The following is a 22,684-nucleotide window of genomic DNA, read 5'->3' as shown; positions in this document are numbered from 1 at the left end:
TATGGAAACTGTTTCCGTTACCATTGATGGTAAAGTTTATCGCATGGCTTGTGACAAAGGACAAGAACGTCGTCTTATTGCGCTTGCTGCTCAATTAGATCAATATATCACACATTTAAAGAACAATTTTGGTGAAATTGGCGACCATCGTTTATCGGTTATGGCTGGCATAATGATTATCGATGAAATGGAAGAAATAAAACGAGAAAATAAAAAATTACAAGAAGACTACAATGCTCTTTTACGACTCCACAACGAAAGAGACCGCACCATGGGAAAAATTATGCGTGACACCACCCAACGCATTGAAAATCTCACCAACCAATTGCTCAAAGATGATCAAAACAGCACAAACATTCAAGAACAGGAAGATTTCTAAAAGTACATCAGCGCGTAACAAACCAGTAATTTGACTTGTCCGCCACACCTCACAGGATAAAAACTCTTAAACCCACACCAATCTCTAAATGGTCCAGTTTTTTATAAAGAGGATTCCAGCTACTCACCACTTATGGGATTAACTTAAAACTCAACAAGAAAGCCTGACCCTGAATCTTTCATCTCCGCACAAACACTTCCTATATCAAAGAGGCAACCTTATATCACCACACTTCAAATGAGATGTCTTTAACAGTGCAACAAGATAACAAAACCAACATCATTGTAAAAAAATCATATAAATGACAACAGCAACAAACAAATAAAGCATCCTTCGAAAAAAAGAACTCTATTCATGTTTCCTCTGAATGCATACCATAAAGTCCTTGTCCTTAGATAAGGTCAAGCAGATTCAAAATATATTTAAAAAATAACCTTATCTATTATCCCGTAAAACACCGCCATTTGATAATATAAGCACCATGGAGTTTTTGCACCTAGAATGTCCATCAGATGAAACCCACCTAGAAGAACCGTATCATTTATAAACCAGCGTGAACTTTAGTATTTTCATCCTTCAGAGCAGGAAAAAAGCCAAACCCGAAGATTATGTTAATCTCATACAACCTCAAACATCATAAACGACAATAATAGCTCTTGAAAACATCCTCTACCACCATCTTTATCCTTATAACAAACAATTCATCCATACCTCTCTCCCCACCCCTCAAAATCTCCACGCTTAATAAAAGAGCAAACCGGCACCATCATTATAAACAGCCCTCAATATTGCGACAGCCCCCTTGGCCCTTAAAAGGATTCATAAGAGGGACACCTTTCTTGTACAGTTTTTACCCACAAGAGCCCCGCTTGTGACGTACAAGCAATAGTTATGATTGACAAAACATAAACAAATTTAAAGTTAAGAGAACTTTGCGGTATTCAGGGTTTTAATTCAATATAAAGAACGCTATGTTATCATTATAAATCAATATGTTGCAAACGCGCCGACAAAGCATATTTTTAAAACACATTCACCCATCAATTTTTCTCATAACATACCAGTACGATTTTTTAGGCACATAATTTTAATTTTATTCAATTCTGTTTGCAAAATTTTAAAATGAGAACAATTTCAAGGCTCTCATTTAAAAAGAAAAAGAATAAATTCTCATTATCAATGAACATCTTTCTCGTATAAACATCAATAAAGCAATCCCCAATATGCCTCAATGAAATAAAAGAGGGGCTTCCATTCAATACCCTACCGTAAAAGCAGCTTCCTCAGAACTAAAAGAAAATCAACAGACAACATCACCGCATCTGCTCCCATCACCAAACCTTATAACCTAACGCAACACCTTGCTATCTTTACAATGGGAGGTAAAAGAATAATAGGTCTATGGAAGCATTCACAAAAAACGCACACCCGTTGTTTTTAAAGCCTGTTTAAAGGCGCATAAAAAAACATCATGCATAAACGGCTCAAATCCCTTTCGTTCCATCTTGAGAGACAGAAGCAATACGCAAGAGATTTGTCGCTCCAGGCGTTCCAAGGGGAACCCCAGCTGTCACAAGAAAGCGATCTCCCCCTTTGCAAAAGCCTTCCTGAAATGCAATGGCTGCTGCACGATCAACCATATCCTCTAAACTCCGTGCATCTTGCGTGACCACACAATGAAGCCCCCAAACTAAAGCCAAACGCCGTGCTGTTTCCACAATGGGCGATAAAGCAATAATCGGTCTATTAGGGCGTTCACGAGAGGCACGCACCCCCGTTGTTCCGGAAGCCGTATAGGCAACGATAGCTGATAGCGCAAGTGTTTCAGCAATCTGACGCGCAGCAAGAGAAATCGCATCCGTTCCTGTTGATTCTGGTGCTGGATGTTGTGCCCCAACCTGAGCGGCATAAGTGTGATCTTGTTCGATTTGCCGCGCGATTCGGTCCATCATAAGCACAGCTTCTTCAGGATAGCGACCAGAAGCAGATTCAGCAGACAACATCACCGCATCTGTTCCTGCATAAACTGCTGTAGCAACATCCGACACTTCTGCGCGTGTCGGAACAGAAGATGTGATCATTGATTCGAGCATTTGTGTTGCCACCACAACAGGCTTCCCTGCTAAACGACAAGCTTTTATGAGCTCCATCTGAAGTGCAGGAACCCTTTCCAAAGGCATTTCCACTCCAAGATCACCCCGTGCAATCATAATACCATCGGATACATCAATAATTTTCTCTATATGCTCTAAGGCTTGAGGCTTTTCGATTTTAGCCATCAAAGACACCTTGCTTTTCGTCAACCGACGCACCGCCATAATATCTTCTGGACGTTGAATAAAAGAAAGAGCAACCCAATCAACAGGCTGCTGTAAAAGAGCCTGAAGATCCTCCTTATCTTTTGCCGTCATCGAATCAAAAGGCAAAATTGTATCAGGAAAACTGACACCCTTTCGATCAGAAATACGTGTTCCAGCAACCACGCGACATTGTACAGAATGACCATCACAAACTTGCGCACGCAGTTCCAGTTTTCCGTCATCAATTAATAACCGATCCCCTGGTTTAACAGCCGAAAATACATCCTCATGAGGGAAAAAAACACGCTGTGCATCACCTAACACATCGCGATTATCTAACGTAAAGCTTTGCCCAACACGCAAATCTTCTTGACCCTTAGTAAAACGACCCACACGCAGTTTTGGCCCCTGAAGATCCACTAAAATACCAATGGGTCGCCGAACTGTTTTTTCAACTTCTCGTATAGACTTGACCAAATCACCCATCATATCACGGTCAGTATGGCTCATATTAAGACGAAAAACATCTGCTCCTGCCCTAAAAAGCTTCTCAATCATTTCACTGGAAAAAGAAGAAGGACCAAGAGTCGCAATAATTTTCACTTTACGTGCACGTTTCACGGTGGAGAATTTCCTGAAAGAGAAGGGACAACTGAATTGTTTAACAAAGACTCATCCGTCAACTGTATCATCCAACTGGTTTGATTTCCGGTATCGATTTCTTTAAATTCAGCCTTTTGATATCCTCGAGGGAAACAATCATGAACCCCTTGAATGGTAAATTGGCTATCTTGCACACACATGGTTACAGAGCCTGCCCAATTCCCTTTTTTTTGTGCCCCTTCCGCATAAAAATAATAAAACCGTGAAGCAAGAGGCCCTTCAATTAAGGTTTTACACTCCGTCACGGGTACCGTCCACCAGCCTTCGCTCACCCACCCTGAAAATGTACGATATCCAAGAGCAATCCCTACAGACTGTTGGGTTGTATTACAAACCCTAAAGTCAGCTTTTGCAAAAACAACAAGGGAAAACAAGAGCAAAATGCTCAAGAGAAAAACCTTCAATCCTTTCTGAAACACCCAATATCGTTTTTTTAAAATCACAAAACTTCCTCTATAATGTCAAATTCTCAAAAGAAATTACACACTTCTTTTTCAAAAGCTTTTCAAGTCTAAAACGTATATTTTTCTTTTTATAGCCCTTTTATCAATGCATATATCTTAAAAATTTTACAAAATATTTAAAGTCAATTTGTAAAAAAACAGTGTAGCTTGATTTGCTTTTTGTTTTTCAAGCTTTTTCAACATAAATTCGTCGTCGAAAAACAACTTAGAATATATAACTTGGAGAAAAATACAATGAACGATACAGTAACCGATCAAACACACGCCATATCCGTAAACCAATTACGCTCTTTTATCGAACGTATTGAACGACTAGAAGAAGAGAAAAAAACCATTTCTGATGATATTAAAGACGTTTACACTGAACTTAAAGGCTCTGGTTTTGATAGTAAAGCCGTTCGCAGCATTATACGGTTGCGTAAAAAAGAAGAGCATGAACGAATGGAAGAAGAAGCAATCATTGAGCTTTATAAAAATGCGCTTGGTATGAGTTAAAGCTATTGATAAAATTGGAAAATTTCTTAAGAAAAGAAAATGCAAAAAAACAAATGAATGTATAAAAATTTCACCCAATAATAAGCTGTTTGTGTAACTTGTAACGAGACTATCGGTCACAAAATACACAATATTGCAACAGCCCTCACATTAAAAGGATTTATACAGAGCATTTTTATTCTTGTTCTCCAATCATTTTTATCCACACAACCCCTCACTTGTACGCCAATCCAATTTGTGATGTGCAAGAGAGGTAATTTTTATGATTAAACATCAATAGATTTGAAATGAGAAAGTCTTACGATATTAAGGACTCTCTTCCTTCAAATTGAAAAAATGAATTATGATGATAAATCAATTCATTATCTACAAAAAGAAACATATAAAGTGGTCAGCAGTTGAAATCCGCTAAATGAGAGTCTGAACTGTTTACAAAAGAAGAGCTGGTTAAGGATCTTTATCTTTTAGGATAGGCAGAAATTCGGCATATTTACACATTTGATAAAAAGCCCCTTGATAGAACTTTTAATAAAACTTTATTCGAATCTATTAACGGACTCATACAGATCATTGATTCGAGAGGTTAGAATATGGTCTCTCCATTTTCCAGAAATCATCAAATAGTCTTTGGCATAGCCTTCTTTTTCAAAATGAAGGCGCTTTAATAAACGTTCGCTTTTTATGTTCTCAGGTCTATAATTTGCCATCACTCTATGCAGATGATAAACATAAAAGATATGGCGTATTAGAGCCGATAAACTCTCAAACATGAGACCTTTGCCTTGTTGTTTTTCATCAAGAGAAAAACCAAGATGACAGGCTTGAAAAACACCCCGAACCACATTTGTAAAGTTGACAACACCGATAATTGTGTTTTCATTTTTTAATCGTAGGGCATATCGGTATGCTTGTCCTTGTGCATTTTCATAAGCAAATGCATTGGCTCGTGTTTCCCAAGCTGTTAGGCTGTGGTAACCATCAGATCTTAACGGTTCAAAAGGACGCAGATGATTCGCATTACGGAGGTAATAAGAAGACAGTTCAGCTGCATCTTCTAAACCGATCAATGTGGAAATTGTTCGCTTTGTTTTAATTGCTATCATTTTCTCCTCCTAGACAATGTTACAATAACACGTTGATTTATCCTAACAAATCATCACTTTTGAACTTAAATCATAATGTCAAATAAAATAAGCTTTCCTCATCACAACACTTCTTACGTTAGAATCAATGAGGATCATTTACTTTTCCGTCATAAGCGGAGGTGTGGTATGTTTAAAGCATAAGGTAAAGACAAGGGAATGTTTTTTACGAATGCTCTCAAGTTCCAAGGAGCGCTGTAGCAACATTGGGGACTGGCAAAGTGTGTAATGGAACTGGTATACTTCCATATACAAAATTTTGAAAAAACTCACGGCAAAGATAGTTTTGTTTCTTTGCCTTGTAAACTCAGAGCACGCTTGTTTTGCGCTATCATATCACTGCCCACATACAAAACCCAATGACCATCACCTTGAAAAGCTATATATTACAGTGGGATTTAAAAAGTTTCTGCTATGACTCATCAACAACACTGTTCCCGCTAAATCAGCCACAAACTCTTGTAACAAATCCAAGAAAAGTGATAATGCAATACAAATCTTTTAAAATGTTTTAGACATTACCGTGAACACGCTTCCATTTCTTCGCGTAAAATTTCAAGTTCTAACCATTCTTCTTCTTTTTGTGTGCAAGTATTTTTCTTTTTTTCCAACGCTGTTGATAAACGCTCAAAACGCTCTTTATCACTGCGATAAAGGGCTGGATCAGAGAGCTCTTGTTCAATTTTTTTGATTTCGTCCTGCAAAACAGCAATTTCTTCAGGCAATTTTTCCAATGCATAAACCTGCTTATAAGACAATTTACCTCGTGTTTTTTTCTCCCGCCCTATCAAGCTATGATCTGTTGATGTGTCCTGCTTTGAAAGCTTTCCCGCATGAAATTTTGAAGATGCATTACGCTGCGATAATTCTGTTTTTTTGCGTTGTAAACTCAGAGCATACTGGTTTTGCGCCATCATATCACTATAACCGCCCGCATACAAAACCCACTGACCATCACCTTGAGGTGCCAACATATGCGTTACAGTACGATCTAAAAAGTCTCTGTCATGGCTAACCAACAATACTGTTCCCGCAAAATCAGCAATAAATTCTTGCAACAAATCCAAAGTTTCCATATCCAAATCATTGGTCGGTTCATCAAGAATCAAAAAGTTTGCAGGACGTGAAAGAAGTCGTGCAAGCATGAGGCGTGCTCTTTCTCCCCCCGAAAATTCTTTAAGGGGAGTGCGTGCTTGTTCCGGTGAAAATAAAAAGTCTTTCATATAAGAAACGACATGCCGCTCTTGTCCATTGATCACAAGAGTGTCACCTCTTCCTCCCGTTAAATAATGCGCTAAAGTTTCTTCTTCATTTAAAATACGTTGCTGATCAAGCAATGCCATAGAGAGGTTATAGCCATGCCTCACCGTTCCACTATCCACGGCTTCTTGCCCAATTAATGCAGAAATGAGAGTTGTCTTTCCGATTCCATTGGGTCCTACCAAACCGATCCGATCACCACGCTGAATGCGCAAAGAGAAATCTTTCACGATAATGCGATCACCATAGGATTTTGAAATTTTCTTTGCTTCAAGCACCAATTGCCCAGAATCATGACTTTTCGCTGCTGTCAAAAGTGCATTTCCCGGCTGCCCTTTATAGGTTTGATGACGCTGTCTTAAGTCTTTTAATTCGCCTAAGCGCCGTACATTACGCTTACGCCGTGCGCTCACACCATAACGCAACCATTGCTCTTCACGAGCAATTTGGCGCCCCAATTTATGCTGTTCGATGGCTTCTTCTTCCAGTGCTTTATCACGCCAATTTTCAAACTCAGAAAAACGCTTTTCCAGTCTTTTGGTTGTGCCACGATCAAGCCATACCGTTGACCGCGTAACATTTTCTAAAAATCGCCGATCATGGGAAATCACCACCATCGCTGAACGCAAAGAACACAAAACAGCTTCCAGCCATTCAATGGTTGGTAAATCAAGATGGTTGGTTGGTTCATCTAAGAACAAAATATCGGGTTTTGCAGCAATGGCCCGTAACAACGAAACACGTCGCTTTTCGCCTCCCGAAAGCGTTTCCAATTTTTCCGCCCCCGAAAACCCTAAATTTGTGCGAAGCGTATTGATCCACTGGACATCAGATGTACTGTCCAGCCCCGCTTCCATATAAGCGTTAATATCTTCAAATCCTGAACAATCCGGATTTTGTGAGACATAACGGAGCGTTACTCGCGGGTGGCGAAAAATTTCGCCACCATGAGGTTCTAATATTCCTGCGGCAATTTTTAATAAGGTCGATTTTCCACAACCATTACGGCCGACCAGCGCAATACGCGCCCCCTGCTCAACCGATAAAGAAGCTTGATTGAGCAAAGGCGTTTTTCCAAAATTTAAGAAAATGCGGTCAAGCCGCAGAAGCGGCACCGCCATTAACGAACGCGGCGCGGACAAGGTGCTTTATACATCACCCCTCTTGCATCACGGTAAGCACACAGTTGTCGTACAGGAACTCTTTGTGCACAAGGTGCTTGGTAAACATGCCCTCTACGACCACGATACGTGCACAATTGTGATGCCTGTCTTTGTTGTTTTCTTTGATTTGCAGCCGCGCCTGTTACTGTTCCAGCCAAAGCACCAAATGCTGCACCGGTCAGTGCTGCTCCAGGTGTGCTTCCACCAATAGCAGTTCCAGCCAAAGCACCAATTGCTGCTCCTCCTACGCCGTAACGTGCAACGCGTTCATCGTTTGTAGTACAAGCAACTGAACTGAAACCAATGGCTGAAACAACTGCCACTTTAAAAATTGATTTTAACATATCAAAACCTTTCCTTCTCAAGATCAATACATAATATATCGTTTATGTCGGCACTTAATCACTAGGCCCCCCCCTGCCTTATTCAAAATATTATTGGAAGAGCTTTATGGAATAGGCACAGACGCTAACAATATAGCTTTTCCAGAACCTAAATGGCAAGAAAAGGTTCCACAAATACGGTTAGAAAGTGTTAAAGAAGAGCCAAATGACACATTTTTGTCACAAATTGGCCATTTTACCCCTTTAAGAGTTAAGCCTTTTAAATCAGAAAAACCGATAATACTAAACAAACATCCCTTAGGCAAATCATACGAACAGGGTTTTGACAAAACCGGCCAGCCTTCTTCCAAACCGCTTGTCAACAACACTGAAATGCCCCTTTCAGCCATCATTAACGCTTGCGTCATATGAGAAAGGCTATGATCACTTCGCTCACCTCCCAAAGCACCGCACAAAATAAGCTTTTTAGCGCCATTTCGCAGCGCTCTTTCACAAGCCAGAGCACTATCTGTCATATCTTTATCAGAGGGAAAAACTTCACGCGGAACATGACTATATTTGCGTATTAAATTCTCATCTGACGAATCAAAATCGCCTAACCACAACTCAGGCGACACATTAAGCGCTGCCGCATGACGCATACCACCATCAGCAGCAATCACCCGACTGTTTTGAATTTGATTAAGCAAACGATCAGTGATATGAACATCTCCATTTAATAATATCGTAAATGTTGTCATGCCATACTTTGCCTTTCACAAAATTTCCTTTACAGCGCATCCTTTTATAAGTGAGAGTCATTTTTTATAAACAAAAAGCGTGATATAGCCCAACGAATCCTTATCCCTAATGTCTTTCTTAAAGAAACATACGATACAAAGATACAAAAGATACAAATGCAATTTGCCAAATTACTCCGCAGAAATAATGTGCACCATGGTCCAACGCACCCCATTTTTCAACGCAATTTTCTTTTTCACTCGTGCCTGTATAAAGCCACTCTCATAAGTTTAACGTTTCTCCTTTCGGCTTGTCATACGCCCCTCTCTCAAAATGATAAGCTTTCTTCCACTTCTTCTAAAACAATCAAACGTACCAACAATCACAATATCTATGTCACATTAAGCGCTTTGCAACACCCGCGTATTTTGCAAATGTATGGCGGCGCTTATTATAATGCAAAACTTGAACACCTTTTAGCAAAGATTGTCCGTAAACTGACAGTTGCATCCCATAGTTCTCATCAAAACTATTCTGTAACAATTTTAAACTCAGAAAGTATTAACGCATTTGCGCTCCCCAATGGCGCAATCTACATCACTCGTGGTATGCTGGCATTAGCCAATGATTCTTCAGAAGTTGCAGCCATTTTAGCCCATGAGATAGCACATATTAGAGCCAATCATGGCATTTTACGCCTGCAAAAAGAAGCCCAATTAAAGATGGCAAATCACATATCTTCACATCTTCTTTCTTCTATTGGCAAAAAACTTCATAACCCTGTGCAAAACAAGCAACAACTCGCGCAATTTTCCCGCAATCAAGAGCTGGAAGCTGATTCCCTTGCACTTGAAATGCTCCAACAAGCAGGATATGATCCATTTGCTTCACCGCGCTTTCTTCAAACAATGGAAGCCTATAGTGCTTTGCGTAATATCTCCGGCACTCAAAATGCTTCTCTAGATTTTCTAGCTTCTCACCCAACCACCCCTCAACGCATTCGGCTTGCGATAGAAAAGGCGCGTAAAATCAGTAAAGGGAATAGTAAAACAACCGATCGCGATTCTTTTCTCAAAAGCATTGATGGCATGATTTTTGGAGGAGGGTTTTATACAGGTTTTGTACGAGGTAAGCAATTTATTCACCCACAGTTGCGCATAGCTTTTTCTGTTCCAAATAATTTTACAATAGAACATTCAGCACACACTGTTTGGGCCAGTGGACCAGATAAAATTGCGATTCGTTTTGATGCTATTCCGCATCCTACTGGAATATCTGCGAGTGATTATTTGAAAAGCGGCTGGATTATCGGGCTAGACCAATCATCTATCCGCCCCATCACAATTCAAAGTCTCCCCAGTCAAGAGTTTACGCGTCAAGGATTCCAAAGCCAAAGTTTACTTGGAGCACGAGCCCATGCTACCAATGAGCAATGGCAATTTGATGTAGTTGTCATTCCATTCAACAACCATATCTTTCGTTTTCTGACAGCCGCCCCACATAATTCTCAAAATTTTGTAGAGGTTGCCCAAAAAACGCTACAAAGCTTTCATTCTCTTTCATCTTCACAATTAAAAAAACTGAAGCCCTTAAAAATCCGTGTTGTCCGCGTTAAACAAGGAGAAAACGTTGCAAACCTAGCCAATAAAATGCAACACACACCAGATAAAGAAAAACTCTTTCGCATCCTCAACGCCCTCTCACCAACACAAACTTTACCCGCAGGTACAAAAGTGAAAATTATTACAGAATAAGCCTTTTTCTCATCTTCTACAGCTTTGATTCTTTTCTATCTGTATCATGTCCTCCCCCTTAAAGCATATTCGAAAATAAAGAGAAACACTTTAAAATCCAACTTCATCATGCTTTTATAAGGTCTCCGTTTGATACATATTTCCTACCAACCAACATCACCCCCAATCTTCCTCTGTTCATCAATAGCACCAAAAGCATCCCCAAGGAGGCATATTCCTAGACAAATCTGGTAATCCCCTAAATCCAACTTCATCATACTCTCATATACCCCCTTACTTATACGTTCTCTCTCTTCCTCCCACAAAGCCTTTTACTGCTTATATATCGTAAGCATCTTCTGAATGAACCGTAAGAAGAGCAGAACGCAACTTTTGCAAAGCCCTAGCTTCAATTTGACGCACGCGCTCTTTCGAGATTCCTAACTTTTCACCCAAAACTTCAAGAGTCGCACCCTCTTCATTTAAGCGACGAAAGCGAATAATTTCCAACTCCCGTTCATTGAGAATTTGTAACGCGTCGTAAAGCCATTGTGTACGCCTTTGACCATCAATGACTTGCTCAATTAAAGCATCAGGAAGAGGACTATCATCCACCAAAACATCCATCTTAGCAATGGGATTATCACTGTTCTCAGAAACAGAAACACTCAAGGAATTATCAGAACTGGAAAAACGAAAATCCATCGTTTCAACATCGCGCACGGAAACGCCAAGCTTTTCAGCGATTGTGCGAAAGATATCCTGTTTTGACAAAGCACTATCATCTTGTATCAGTTTTGCACGCAACCGCCGAAGATTAAAGAAAAGTGCTTTTTGCGAAGAACTCGTTCCCCCTCGAACAATTGACCAATTTCGCAAAATATAATCTTGAATAGAAGCGCGTATCCACCACGTTGCATACGTTGAAAAACGCACTTCCCGATCAGGTTCAAAACGTGCAGCTGCTTCCAATAGTCCCACATACCCTTCTTGTACCAAATCCCCCAATGGCATTTTGAAACGTTTAAAGCGGTTAGCAATAGCAATCACTAAACGCATATGAGCTGCTGCAATTTGATGCATGGCATCATCATCACGTTTGTCTTTCCACCGTAGAGCCAAATCATGCTCTTTTTGTCGTTCAAGATAAGGTGCTTGCATAGCAGAACGCATCATATTACGTCCTAAGCTTTTGTCTGCATCGCTATAATTTTTGCTGCTTTTATAAACAGCATTTGAAAGATTACCCATAATAACCCCTTGCGATTAAAATTATCAAAATTGATTTGGCAACGACATCATTGTTCTTTGCTTAAAAAGAACGCAAAAGTTGTTAACTTCTGTACCCACTACTTTAACGTGTATTTTTATAATCGCAATTGTTTTTTTTTACTGTCATGGTAAAAATTCTTGTCATAAGACACAATTTCACCTGCAAAATGCCTTTACAATATGCCTTTTAGCCTATGAAATATTTGAAAAAACTTTCTCTTCACTTTTCATGACAAAACAACAAAAAAAATAAAATGATCATGTAAAACAAAAGCTGTTTTTTGATAACCGGTTCTGTTTCCTTTTAAATTGAAGAATTTATTTATGCTTTCATCCTTACAATACAACCAATAAGTGTAATTTGCAAATATAAAGCATCAAAACTGAATGAAAACTGAATAAAAAAAAGAATCATCCAAGTTTTAAAGACGCAAAAAGAAACAGCAAAAAACGACAAGAGTGATTGAAGCAAACGCAACAAACGTGTTAAAGAAAGAGAAGCATTATGAAATTGTCGCAAAAAGCTTTTGACCAATTTCGCACTGAGAAAGAAAATGATCATGGATAGCAAGATTGTTCAACAGGATGAAATTCTTCAAGATGATATTCTCATTGAAAAACACGGAAGGGGTAAATTTGAAGGTTTTCGTTTTTATGCCAACAAAAACAGTAGCGATCAAATAGCTGAGAAGCAAATTTCAACAGAGAATGAAAATTTGATTCTTGCTTTTTCCAAACGCGCAACACGTTTTTGTGCTTGTGCAAATGGAGATTTTACCCTCAGTTCTGATGGAATTGTGCGCTGGATTGGTCAACCCGTAGGACAGCTTGTAGCAACAGAAGATTTTTTCAAACCAAAACTGATTGTTTTAGCAGATGAACAACTCACTGGAGAATCCCGCAATAACGTTGTGAAGCGATTAGAACGCTTTGTCACCTTTCATTTTGAAACGACTTTAAAACCCCTGTTTGATTTGCGTAATGCTGATAGTTTAACGGATTCAACAAACAGTCTTGCTTTACAACTTTTTAACTCTTTAGGGATTTTACCACGCCGCGAAGTCTTAGACATTGTCAAAGAACTTGCGCAAGAATCACGTGCCGTGCTTCGGCGTCTAGGCGTACGTTTTGGCGCTTTTCACATCTATGTTGCCGGAATGCTTAAACCTGCTCCGGTTCAAGCCATTACTCTCCTGTGGAATCTTCAAAATGCGGAACAAGATCAAACTGGTGTGGGTGAAATTTTGTCAGCATTATCTGCTGGTCGAACCTCTTTGATTGTTGACCCTACCTATAACCGCCAATTTTATCAATTAGCCGGCTACCGAATCTTAGGACAACGTGCTGTAAGGATTGATATTTTAGAACGTCTCGCCAATCTCATCCGCCCCGCACTTCATTGGAAACAAGGAAATGATCCCAAACCCGATGGCGCCTATGATGGCAAAAGTTTTTTTGTTACACCAACCATGATGTCCATTCTTGGGGCCAATGGAAACGATATGGAAGAAATCCTCAAAGGACTTGGTTATCAATCGTACAGCATAAGCAATACTGTTTTTGAACAAAATCTCCTTGCACACCAAGCCTCTTCCTCTGTCAATGGAACAATGCAAGATGTTCCTGAAGCAGAATGCGTTGGCAGTCAATGGAAAACAATAAGCGATTCAGAAACAACACGAGAAGAAAAAAATACCTCATACCCAAATACTTTATCCTCTGGTATTGAAAAATATCCCCATAAAACCAATCATTTACCGGCAGCTGAACCTGTTGGGAATTTTGCCCCCCCCCCTCTCCCTACACAAGAAGATAAAGTTATTTTACTATGGCATTATAGACATCAATTTCACCACCACGCACAAAAAAAACGTGATAAATTAGGAAATAAGTGGCAAAATAAATCGAAGAGCGCTGTAAAAAAAGCGGAACACACAAATGAAAATTCCCCTCAAGAAGCTCCATCACAAACAAAACGCTCTCATAAGTTCCACAAATCCCAAGGCAAACATGCAAATCATAAGCCTTTTCAAAAAGAAAAGCGCTTTAATCCTGATTCACCTTTTGCGAAACTAGCTATACTACGCGATCAACTCACCAATCATAAAAACACGCATACACTTTCCTCTAAAGAGAATTAAAGTAACAAATGGAGTTTGATCGTGACCCACGTAGTAACCGACAACTGCATTCACTGCAAATATACGGATTGCGTTGAAGTCTGCCCTGTTGATTGTTTTTACGAAGGGGAAAACATGCTTGTTATTCACCCCGACGAATGCATCGATTGTGGTGTTTGTGTGCCAGAATGCCCAGCAGAAGCAATTTTACCTGATACAGAACCAGGATTAGAAAAGTGGTTAGAACTTAATCTTCATTATGCAAACAAATGGCCTAATATAACCACCCAAAAAGATCCTCTTCCTCAAGCAAAAGAAATGGATGGCGTTCCAAATAAATTAGAAAAGTATTTTTCAGAAAATCCAGGAAGCGGCGAAGACTAATGATACAGTGCGAACCCTCCTCCTTCAACAATTGAAAGACTTCCCTTTTAAAAATAAAAAAATCCTTAAGCGAAATGATTGATTCTTTGGAAGTTTGATGTTAGTGTTATTTTAACATGATCATCTTTCTAAGTATTTTTCTTTGCTTTTTATAGTAAAGCGGTGTATTTTTTTTGGATTTAAAAGTACTCGGCTTTTATGCTCACTTAATTGGTACAATATACTTGGTTAAAGAAAACTCAACCCTCAGGTTTATAACCTGTTTTCCGATACATTTGTTGATCATAAGGGAGTAAACTAAAATATGGCATCCCAACATGGAGCGTCTTCCAAGACCAAAGAATTTGCAACCTCTGAATATATCGTCTACCCTACGCATGGAGTAGGACAAATTATAGCGATTGAAGATCAAGAAGTTGCAGGACATAAATTAAAACTTTTTGTCATTCATTTCGCGAAAGATAAGATGGATGTCAAAGTCCCCATTGCAAAAGCCCTTTCCGTTGGAATGCGTAAATTATCTGCTAGTGACTCTGTCGAACGCGCCTTAAAAGTTTTACGTGGAAAAGCACGCGTTAAACGAACCATGTGGTCACGTCGTGCGCAAGAATATGATGCTAAAATCAACTCAGGAGATCTTATTTGTATCGCCGAAGTGGTCCGTGATCTTTTTCGCTCTAATCTACAGCCTGAACAATCTTACTCTGAGCGCCAACTTTATACAGCTGCTCTTGAAAGAATGGCCCGCGAAATTGCAGTTATTAATAGTCTTTCTGAAACAGAAGCTATCAATCTCATAGAGATGCATCTCTCCAACAAGCCAAAATGCGAATTTAAAACTGAGAGAGAAGAAACAGATGAAAACAGTAAAGCTGTCTACGCTGCATAAAACACTCTTTCATCATAATGAGATATTTTGATAAAACCAGCTTTTCGCTGGTTTTATTTTTTTAATATCCTCTCTGCCCTTAAGGACAAAATTTCTTAACCAGCGCCAATCTATAAACAATCTAACTTTTCGACAAATCCCTCCTCCTCATTTTCTTGCTTCATAGATAAAAAATTGATTAATCATCATAATCTAGCATTATTCATATTAAATTAGAATCTTGAATATCGTAAGATTTCTCATTTCAAATTTCTCTCATGTTGAATCAATCAAAATCACTTGCTTGTCAATCACAAGCGGGGCTGATCTGTGGGTAAAAACTATACAAAAAGAGCGAGAAGTGTCTCAAGTGCCAAAGGATATACCAACATTGGAATCTGGTAAGATGTGTAAGGGTGCGGGCTTGCTTTTTTATTAAGCGTAAAGATCATAGTGCCGTTTATACACTGCACCGAGACTTTACCTTTTGCCCTTCTACAAAACCATTAGAACATTCAAAAACGCCGTCATAAATGGATGCAACAAATATTGAAAATATTCTTTTTCAAAAACGCGTAACGGTACAGCATAAATATATTTTGTCTTGGGCGCTCTATTTTGCATGAGAAGCATTCCCCCATTAAAGAACGCGATAAACAAAAGCATGAAATAAACCATCATCTCCATTCTATAAAAGGCATTCCAAATACTTTTAAAAGCTGTAAAGCTAACTTAAAAAATAACAATAAAAATGAACGTTGGTATTATCCCTTGCAACTTCATATTTTTCCAAAATAGGTTATATTCTCATTTAAGAGATTACGAGATGTACGCAATATTCTTACCCCAATCGGACATACAAAATCTAAAATGATTCATAGAACTCTTAAAAGTCTGAACCTCTGTTTTAAACAGACCGCTAAAGATTAGATATTGATGAACAGATAACAAAAAAATCACAAACTTAGGTAAGTAACACCATAAAACCATTTATAAACCAGCTATGAACTGGAGAATCATATTAGCTTTGATAAAATACTTTGCTCAACCCCATACATAAAACATCTGGTTTTAAGTTTACTTATTTTACAAGCTGTTCGTAACAAATCCCTTATATTCACAAAAATATGAAAAGAAAGCGTGATATTCACAGAAAAGTCTCATATGTCTTTATCATCAAAAGCACTAAAGAGTATTGAATGTGTACACCTTTTGTCTTGTAACGGTTTTCTCTTTTCTGCTTATAAGAAAACACGCTGGCATCATCATACACTTAACCCCCAATGTTACAACAATCCTTACATTTGAAAATATTCATTATAGACATTTTTTCCTTTCTTATAGAGTTTTTACCCACATGCCAGCCCCACTTGTGAGCGAAAAGCAAGTCATTGTCATTGATTCAACATGAGAGAAATTTAAAATGAGAAAATCCTACGATAGACCTTTCATTCAAGACGCAAAACAACGAATGATCTTTATAAATCAATGTGATGTAAATCTCTATTTTTTTCGGAGAATCACATGTCACAATATAAGCCTATAGACAAACCATTGCCTTAAATATTCTCATAAAAAACACCGGTATGCTTAAAACCTTACATGGGTCAACCATCTTAAACGACGATATTTTACGGTCTAATAGGATTCCCTCTACAGTAAGCAAAAATTAAGTGCGATACAAAATGCTTCCATTACTGAGCTAACTTATATCAATATTCCAGCTCTTAACGAAGTCATCATAAAAGACACTGACACAAGCAATCCTTTATATCCTCTCAAGAAAAAGCGAAAAACACATCTTACCAAATGCATTCACCCATGAATCAAAGGAAACTTAATACTGGAAAAGAGATAAAACGCTAAAGTTTTAACCACTAAAACGGAATGCCCGCGATACATTCCCTTTCCCACATCAATGTGATGAGGAGGACGTAAGGGCACCTCAACACCCACATTAAAGCGAAAATGCACGCCCAAAGCGTGCACTCACTCATCAATCAAAGAAAGCTTACTACTGGAAAAGAGATAAAACGCTAAAGTTTTAACCACTAAAACGGAACGACCGCGATACATTCCCGTTTTCAAATCAATGTGATGAGGACGATACAAGGACACCTCAACACCCACATTAAAGCGAAAATGCACGCCCAAAGCGTGCATTCACTCATGAATCAAAAGAAGCTTACTACCGGAAAAGAGATAAAACGCTAAAGTTTTAACCACTAAAACGGAACGCCCGCGATACATTCCCATTTTCAAATCAATGTGATGAGAGCGATGCAAAGACACCTCAACATCCATCTTAAAGCGAAAATGCACGCCACAAACGTGCATTCACTCATGAATCAAAAGAAGCTTACTACTGGAAAAGAGATAAAACGCTCAGTCTTTAACCACTAAAACGGAACGCCCGCGATACATTCCCGTTTTCAAATCAATGTGATGAGGACGACGTAATTCACCAGAATTTTTATCTTCGATATAAGTCGGCGCCTTCAGAGCATCAGCCGAACGGCGCATGCCCCTCTTCGCTGGAGAGGTTTTTCGTTTAGGTACAGCCATAAAAAGACACTCCAAATCCATTAAAACAGAAAAAGCAATGTCAAAAATGACAATGCTTCATTTAAAAACACCATAAAATTTGAGGATATTATACACTGATAAAAAAGAAGAGGCAATGTCAAAATGACCCTCCTCTTACCAAAAATGACCTTCTTTTCATCAAAAATGGTGTCAAAATGATCAAATGAATATCCAAAACACCGCAAAATTTGAGAATTTTATACACCAATGAAATCTTTTTTATAAGACCTTCATTCAATTTTTATTTAGTTTAAAAAGGGATTTGCGCATACAATAGAGATACGGATAAAAAGAGAAATTGATTTTAATAAAAAACGACGCCAATTTATGAAAAAAAGAAAAAGCGACAACCTTTCTTTTTAAACTTCATAATTTCATTTTTGTAAAAACAAAGGAAGCAAGAATGCACGAATTTACCACCCTTCTTGCAAAACATGGATACACCGTTGAAAAGCGGCTTGATACCCTGTTAAGTGATCAAATCCAAAATGGTGAAATTTCACGCCCTAAAAACTTAATCAAAGCCATGCGCTATGGTGTGCTGAACGGTGGAAAACGCCTGCGTCCTTTTCTTGTGATTCAAAGTGCTGCACTTTTTGATGTTCCTGTAGAACATTCTCTTGATGTTGCATGTGCCTTAGAATGTATCCATTGTTATTCGCTCATTCATGATGATCTTCCCGCTATGGATAACGATATACTCCGGCGTGGAAAACCCACCGTCCATATAGCATTTGATGAAGCAACAGCAATTCTAGCAGGCAATGCCCTCTTAACATTTGCCTTTGAAATCATTGCCCATAAAGCCAGTACTCTATCGACAGACATTAGAATAAAGCTGATCACGTCTCTTGCACAATCGGCAGGACTTGGCGGTATGTTAGGTGGACAAATGCTGGACCTTGAAGCTGAAAAAAGACCGCAAGAAAGTACTGACATCACCACTCTACAACACATGAAAACAGCAGCCCTGATAAGCTTTGCTTGCCAAGCAGGCGCCATCATTGGCAATGCGTCCAAAGAATTAACCGAAAAGCTTACTGATTTTGGTACCTATCTTGGTTTAGCCTTTCAATTAACCGATGACCTTCTTGATGTCACCGCCAACACGCAAACCCTAGGAAAAACGGCTGGGAAAGATGAAACGGCACAAAAAGCAACTTTTGTTCATCTTTACGGCATTGAAGAAACCCAAAAAAAGCGAGATACACTCATCAGTAAAGCAGAAGCATTCTTACATCCTTTTGGCGCTAAAGCACTCCCCCTCCAACAAGCAGCACACTTTAGTGCACTACGCAAAAATTAAACTTCATCCACCCTATTGCACATAGTGTAAATCGTCATCTTTGTTAAATGCATAATAGACTTTTCAAAGAAACGTTACCATTAATCTCCATTATAGTCCTTATCATGAAATGGATGCGACAAATCTTGAGAGGAATTTCATTAAAACAAGCCGCGTGAATTTATAACACAAGTGTATTCTGGGTATCCTATTTTGCATGAAAAGTGCCTTCCATTAAAGAATGAAAAAAGAAAATGTGAAATAATGCGCAATCACCATTCTTTAATAAGCATATAATCCGGCACAATCATTTTCTTTATCAGCGTCCAACCTTGTCAGCAACTCTTGGCACAATATTCATGAGAAGCATTTTTATTTCCTTTTTAATGATTGTTATGCCATGCCCACTTATAACGTACAAGCAGATGACTTTGATTGCTTCAACATACATAGATTTTAAATGAGAGTAACTGACACTATTCAGCTTTCTCATTCAACATGCAAAACAATGATGCGCCTTAATAAATAAAAGCCTAGCCCCACTATAGCACTGCATGAAACACACGTGATAATACGTTACTATTTTCACTGAGATTTCTTTAGGGCTCCTTCCAAAAAAAACATTGCCAACAGATAAACCAATAAATAAATACCCAAAATATAAACGAGTGAGAAAAAGCCAAATATATTGACCATATACGCACTCATGTAAAAAAATACCAATAAGCTAAATCTCCCAACGGTTGACAAAAAAGATTCATATGTAGCCCTGAAATGATCACTAATACTATCGTGCAAAATAACTTCTACACGAAGATATGTATACTTAATTAAGTAAAAAATCATACAGACTAAAATAACAGCAATTTCTTTTCTTGGCTCAAAGAAAACCATTGTAAAAATCAGTGAAGCCGAAAGAAACAGTAGTAAAATAAAATTCACTCTTTCACTTAGTTTTGTAAAGAGAAAACTAGCCAAGAGCTGAGAGAGCAATATCAGTGAAAATGTCACACCAAGATCAAAATAAGTGACATTAATATTATGATCTTTAAATATCCACTGCCAATACTGCGAGAATATATTGAAAAAGATCAGTGAAAAATAAAAGCATAAAGAGATATAAGGAACTTTAATAAAAATAGACAACATCTCTTTAGCATCATAAATGAGAGAATTCGCTTTATTTGGTTGTTTTTCTCCTTTCAGGTCATCAAGAAAAAACAAACCAAATAGTGTTGTCATCAACATTAAAAACGCCGCGATATACCATATATATTGGCTAGAATAATCAGCAAAATATGCGCCGATTAAACTGAATATAAACATGCCGATGTAATTATATTGAGAGCTAGAACCAAGCACTTTTTTAGTCGATGTCAATTTTGCTTTTGCATATTGAACAAGTAAAGCATTATAGGCGCCAGCAATCAATGTCAGCGATAAGGCATTAAAAGATTCTGCCAAAAGAAAACCATAAAAGCTTGTAGAAAATCCCATGAGACATAGCCATGTAGCAGCAAAAGCCGCTGCCAAAACGATAGATATTTTATAACTTTTTCTATCGGCAAAATATCCCAGAGGAATATCTGTAACCATCATAATAAAAGCCTGAAACGACTTAATGATCCCGATATCAATAAGAGTTAGCCCTTTTTCAAGCATATAAAATACAATAAAGGCACCTGTTAAAATTCTTATACCGTTAAATAAAAATCCAAACGCTAATATATTTGTCATCTATTCCCCAATAACACCACGAAAGGTGTCAATACATCCTTTTATATAAAGATAAAAGCTTAAATTTTATAACAAATATGGCAATAGCCGCTATATAGAACTCCAATCCTATCAATTTGATATTCTGAAAATTGCTGGAAATTAATGTCACGTTTAGTTTTCTATTGGATCTGTTTGAAGACAGTATTATCAAAGAGAAATACTTGAAAACAATGAAGAAGCGCCTCAATTTATGAACGATCATCTTGTTCTCAACATGCAACCACAATGAGGACTGAATATTGATTTACAAGCAAAAACACAGCCTTTAATGAAGAAAAAATGCACTCCAAGAATTTATTTCAACCCTGTCCAAAGCGTGTATGAATATAATCACTCAAAAGCGCTTCAAATTCTTCAGCAATGTGATCACCCCGCAAAGTTTTTACCTTTTGTCCATCAATAAAAACAGGTGCCGCAGGACTTTCCCCCACTCCAGGCAAAGAGATTCCAATATCTGCATGTTTTGACTCCCCCGGTCCATTGACGATACATCCCATCACGGCAACCTTCAAACTTTCAACGCCAGGGTATTTTTCACGCCAAACAGGCATATTTTTGTATAAATCTGCTTCAATTTTTTGCGCCAATTGTTGAAAGACCGTTGAGGTTGTGCGCCCACAACCAGGACAAGCCGCAACCACAGGCAAAAATTGCCGAAAACCCATTACTTGCAAAAGTTCTTGCCCCACCTTTACTTCTCGTGTCCGATCACCACCAGGTTTTGGTGTTAAGGAAATTCGTATTGTATCGCCAATCCCTTGTTGTAATAAAATGCCCAAAGCCACCGAAGAAGCAACAACGCCCTTTGTTCCCATCCCAGCTTCCGTTAATCCCAAATGAAGAGCATAATCACAACGCGCCGCCAAGGTGGTATAAACAGCAATAAGATCTTGGACATCACTCACTTTAGCAGAGAGAATAATTTTATCACGTCCCAACCCCATCTCTTCAGCGCAAAGAGCCGATTGCAGAGCAGACTGCACAACAGTTTCCCGCATCACTTCAGCAACCGATAAAGGATTTTCTTGCTGTGCATTTTCATTCATAAGCCGTGTTAACAATGCATTATCAAGAGAGCCCCAATTCACGCCAATGCGAATAGGTTTATGATACCGACAAGCAATCTCTATAATTTCTGCAAATTGACGATCTTTTTTTGCGCCAAAACCAACATTTCCAGGATTGATGCGATATTTTGCAAGCGCCTCAGCACACGCAGGATGATCAGATAAAAGCTTATGTCCAATATAATGAAAATCCCCAACCAAGGGTACAAAAAATCCTAACCTCTCCAATCGCTCCCGTATTTTTGGTACAGCTGCCGCCGCTTCATCACGATCAACAGTAATCCGAACCAATTGTGAACCAGCTTGCCAAAGAGCAGCCACTTGAGCAACAGTTGCATCAACATCAGCTGTATCCGTATTGGTCATTGACTGTACAACTATCGGGCTCTGCCCCCCAATGATCACATCACCAACAGCAACACCAACAGATCGACGACGCTCAAGTGGTTTAGATAAAAAATAGGTCGTACTCATCAAGTCCTCAAATTTTTAAAACCTGCGCTATCAATCATCATTTACATTGACTTCCTCCACGCTTCAAAGGACGAAAATTACACCGCCCCCCAATCTTAACAGATTACTCTCAAAAGGTTCCACCTACTAACCACTGATGCAATTCAACTCATAGGTGCGATTCATCCTATAGACGCACCGGATAAG

19 protein-coding genes are annotated in these 22,684 nt (G+C 38.6%); 7 read left to right on the top strand and 12 right to left on the bottom strand.

The window, feature by feature from the left end; all coding sequences use genetic code 11:
• The first annotated feature begins 1 nt into the window (after position 1).
• On the top strand, positions 2-379 hold the full coding sequence (locus ACFIKG_RS03010) for a cell division protein ZapA (RefSeq protein ID WP_375651729.1): 378 nt from the start codon (positions 2-4) through the stop codon (positions 377-379).
• A 1,484-nt stretch (positions 380-1,863) separates the two neighbouring features.
• Here the strand turns inward: ACFIKG_RS03010 and pyk are convergent.
• Positions 1,864-3,300, bottom strand: coding sequence for a pyruvate kinase (gene pyk, locus ACFIKG_RS03005; protein WP_375651728.1), 1,437 nt, complete (start codon positions 3,298-3,300; stop codon positions 1,864-1,866).
• Complete coding sequence (locus ACFIKG_RS03000) at positions 3,297-3,785, bottom strand: DUF1036 domain-containing protein (protein ID WP_375626582.1); 489 nt, start codon at positions 3,783-3,785, stop codon at positions 3,297-3,299. Before ACFIKG_RS03000 ends, pyk begins: the two co-directional genes overlap by 4 nt.
• A 255-nt stretch (positions 3,786-4,040) precedes the next feature.
• Here ACFIKG_RS03000 and ACFIKG_RS02995 point away from each other — a divergent pair, with 255 nt between their 5' ends.
• Positions 4,041-4,301 carry a DUF2312 domain-containing protein gene (locus tag ACFIKG_RS02995; RefSeq protein ID WP_039760779.1) on the top strand — a complete coding sequence of 87 codons (261 nt, stop codon included), beginning with the start codon at positions 4,041-4,043 and terminating at the stop codon, positions 4,299-4,301.
• Positions 4,302-4,837: 536 nt separating this feature from the next.
• On the opposite strand, the gene rimJ is transcribed toward ACFIKG_RS02995, so the two are convergent.
• From rimJ to ACFIKG_RS02975, 4 genes are all read right to left on the bottom strand, one after another.
• Positions 4,838-5,404 carry a ribosomal protein S5-alanine N-acetyltransferase gene (gene rimJ / locus ACFIKG_RS02990; protein ID WP_375651727.1) on the bottom strand — a complete coding sequence of 189 codons (567 nt, stop codon included), beginning with the start codon at positions 5,402-5,404 and terminating at the stop codon, positions 4,838-4,840.
• A gap of 557 nt (positions 5,405-5,961) precedes the next feature.
• Complete coding sequence (locus ACFIKG_RS02985) at positions 5,962-7,824, bottom strand: ABC-F family ATP-binding cassette domain-containing protein (RefSeq protein WP_375651782.1); 1,863 nt, start codon at positions 7,822-7,824, stop codon at positions 5,962-5,964.
• Entirely contained in the window at positions 7,824-8,210 is a 387-nt protein-coding gene (locus ACFIKG_RS02980; protein ID WP_375651726.1) for a hypothetical protein, read from the bottom strand. Before ACFIKG_RS02980 ends, ACFIKG_RS02985 begins: the two co-directional genes overlap by 1 nt.
• Before the next feature lie 104 nt (positions 8,211-8,314).
• Positions 8,315-8,950: a thiamine diphosphokinase gene (locus ACFIKG_RS02975; protein ID WP_375651725.1), complete on the bottom strand. Its 636-nt coding sequence runs from the start codon at positions 8,948-8,950 to the stop codon at positions 8,315-8,317.
• 156 nt (positions 8,951-9,106) lie between these two features.
• On the opposite strand from ACFIKG_RS02975, the gene ACFIKG_RS02970 reads away from it, so the two are divergent.
• Complete coding sequence (locus ACFIKG_RS02970; RefSeq protein WP_375651724.1) at positions 9,107-10,684, top strand: M48 family metalloprotease; 1,578 nt, start codon at positions 9,107-9,109, stop codon at positions 10,682-10,684.
• A 318-nt stretch (positions 10,685-11,002) separates the two neighbouring features.
• Here the strand turns inward: ACFIKG_RS02970 and ACFIKG_RS02965 are convergent, their stop codons facing one another.
• The gene (locus ACFIKG_RS02965; RefSeq protein ID WP_015856975.1) at positions 11,003-11,914 is read right to left on the bottom strand and encodes an RNA polymerase factor sigma-32; all 912 of its coding nucleotides are present in this window, start codon (positions 11,912-11,914) and stop codon (positions 11,003-11,005) included.
• A 581-nt stretch (positions 11,915-12,495) separates the two neighbouring features.
• Here ACFIKG_RS02965 and ACFIKG_RS02960 point away from each other — a divergent pair.
• From ACFIKG_RS02960 to ACFIKG_RS02950, 3 genes are all read left to right on the top strand, one after another.
• Positions 12,496-14,076 (top strand): hypothetical protein, encoded by a 1,581-nt coding sequence (locus ACFIKG_RS02960; protein ID WP_375651723.1) that lies wholly within the window; start codon positions 12,496-12,498, stop codon positions 14,074-14,076.
• Between the two features lie 21 nt (positions 14,077-14,097).
• On the top strand, positions 14,098-14,439 hold the full coding sequence (gene fdxA / locus ACFIKG_RS02955) for a ferredoxin FdxA (protein WP_375648180.1): 342 nt from the start codon (positions 14,098-14,100) through the stop codon (positions 14,437-14,439).
• A 304-nt stretch (positions 14,440-14,743) separates the two neighbouring features.
• Positions 14,744-15,328, top strand: coding sequence for a CarD family transcriptional regulator (locus tag ACFIKG_RS02950; RefSeq protein ID WP_375626593.1), 585 nt, complete (start codon positions 14,744-14,746; stop codon positions 15,326-15,328).
• Between the two features lie 1,968 nt (positions 15,329-17,296).
• Here ACFIKG_RS02950 and ACFIKG_RS02945 read toward each other — a convergent pair.
• The 3 genes from ACFIKG_RS02945 to rpmF form a co-directional block, all read right to left on the bottom strand.
• Complete coding sequence (locus ACFIKG_RS02945; RefSeq protein WP_375651783.1) at positions 17,297-17,425, bottom strand: hypothetical protein; 129 nt, start codon at positions 17,423-17,425, stop codon at positions 17,297-17,299.
• Positions 17,426-17,470: 45 nt separating this feature from the next.
• Complete coding sequence (locus tag ACFIKG_RS02940) at positions 17,471-17,599, bottom strand: hypothetical protein (protein ID WP_375651722.1); 129 nt, start codon at positions 17,597-17,599, stop codon at positions 17,471-17,473.
• Positions 17,600-17,692: 93 nt separating this feature from the next.
• Positions 17,693-17,872 (bottom strand): 50S ribosomal protein L32, encoded by a 180-nt coding sequence (rpmF, locus tag ACFIKG_RS02935; RefSeq protein ID WP_005774555.1) that lies wholly within the window; start codon positions 17,870-17,872, stop codon positions 17,693-17,695.
• Positions 17,873-18,296: 424 nt separating this feature from the next.
• On the opposite strand from rpmF, the gene ACFIKG_RS02930 reads away from it, so the two are divergent.
• On the top strand, positions 18,297-19,199 hold the full coding sequence (locus tag ACFIKG_RS02930) for a polyprenyl synthetase family protein (RefSeq protein WP_375651721.1): 903 nt from the start codon (positions 18,297-18,299) through the stop codon (positions 19,197-19,199).
• A gap of 564 nt (positions 19,200-19,763) precedes the next feature.
• On the opposite strand, the gene ACFIKG_RS02925 is transcribed toward ACFIKG_RS02930, so the two are convergent.
• Together ACFIKG_RS02925 and ispG are read right to left on the bottom strand one after the other, a co-directional pair.
• Complete coding sequence (locus ACFIKG_RS02925; RefSeq protein WP_375625234.1) at positions 19,764-20,915, bottom strand: MFS transporter; 1,152 nt, start codon at positions 20,913-20,915, stop codon at positions 19,764-19,766.
• 341 nt (positions 20,916-21,256) lie between these two features.
• Positions 21,257-22,498 carry a flavodoxin-dependent (E)-4-hydroxy-3-methylbut-2-enyl-diphosphate synthase gene (gene ispG / locus ACFIKG_RS02920; RefSeq protein ID WP_375625233.1) on the bottom strand — a complete coding sequence of 414 codons (1,242 nt, stop codon included), beginning with the start codon at positions 22,496-22,498 and terminating at the stop codon, positions 21,257-21,259.
• Positions 22,499-22,684: the final 186 nt, after the last annotated feature.

The organism is Bartonella sp. LB28NMGDW (assembly GCF_042194435.1).
In the GTDB taxonomy this organism is placed as follows: Bacteria; Pseudomonadota; Alphaproteobacteria; order Rhizobiales; family Rhizobiaceae; genus Bartonella; species Bartonella grahamii.
Note: the sequence above shows the minus strand (reverse complement) of the source record. Positions and strands in the feature narration are given on the sequence as shown.

What these genes read in the sequence shown, in the direction of transcription:
- ACFIKG_RS03010 (WP_375651729.1), top strand. Translation starts at nt 2, where the DNA reads ATGGAAACTGTTTCCGTTACCATTGATGGTAAAGTTTATCGCATGGCT.
- ACFIKG_RS02995 (WP_039760779.1), top strand. Translation starts at nt 4,041, where the DNA reads ATGAACGATACAGTAACCGATCAAACACACGCCATATCCGTAAACCAA.
- rimJ (WP_375651727.1), bottom strand. Translation starts at nt 5,404, where the DNA reads ATGATAGCAATTAAAACAAAGCGAACAATTTCCACATTGATCGGTTTA.
- ACFIKG_RS02985 (WP_375651782.1), bottom strand. Translation starts at nt 7,824, where the DNA reads ATGGCGGTGCCGCTTCTGCGGCTTGACCGCATTTTCTTAAATTTTGGA.
- ACFIKG_RS02980 (WP_375651726.1), bottom strand. Translation starts at nt 8,210, where the DNA reads ATGTTAAAATCAATTTTTAAAGTGGCAGTTGTTTCAGCCATTGGTTTC.
- ACFIKG_RS02975 (WP_375651725.1), bottom strand. Translation starts at nt 8,950, where the DNA reads ATGACAACATTTACGATATTATTAAATGGAGATGTTCATATCACTGAT.
- ACFIKG_RS02970 (WP_375651724.1), top strand. Translation starts at nt 9,107, where the DNA reads ATGCAATTTGCCAAATTACTCCGCAGAAATAATGTGCACCATGGTCCA.
- ACFIKG_RS02965 (WP_015856975.1), bottom strand. Translation starts at nt 11,914, where the DNA reads ATGGGTAATCTTTCAAATGCTGTTTATAAAAGCAGCAAAAATTATAGC.
- ACFIKG_RS02960 (WP_375651723.1), top strand. Translation starts at nt 12,496, where the DNA reads ATGGATAGCAAGATTGTTCAACAGGATGAAATTCTTCAAGATGATATT.
- ACFIKG_RS02950 (WP_375626593.1), top strand. Translation starts at nt 14,744, where the DNA reads ATGGCATCCCAACATGGAGCGTCTTCCAAGACCAAAGAATTTGCAACC.
- rpmF (WP_005774555.1), bottom strand. Translation starts at nt 17,872, where the DNA reads ATGGCTGTACCTAAACGAAAAACCTCTCCAGCGAAGAGGGGCATGCGC.
- ACFIKG_RS02930 (WP_375651721.1), top strand. Translation starts at nt 18,297, where the DNA reads ATGCACGAATTTACCACCCTTCTTGCAAAACATGGATACACCGTTGAA.
- ACFIKG_RS02925 (WP_375625234.1), bottom strand. Translation starts at nt 20,915, where the DNA reads ATGACAAATATATTAGCGTTTGGATTTTTATTTAACGGTATAAGAATT.
- ispG (WP_375625233.1), bottom strand. Translation starts at nt 22,498, where the DNA reads ATGAGTACGACCTATTTTTTATCTAAACCACTTGAGCGTCGTCGATCT.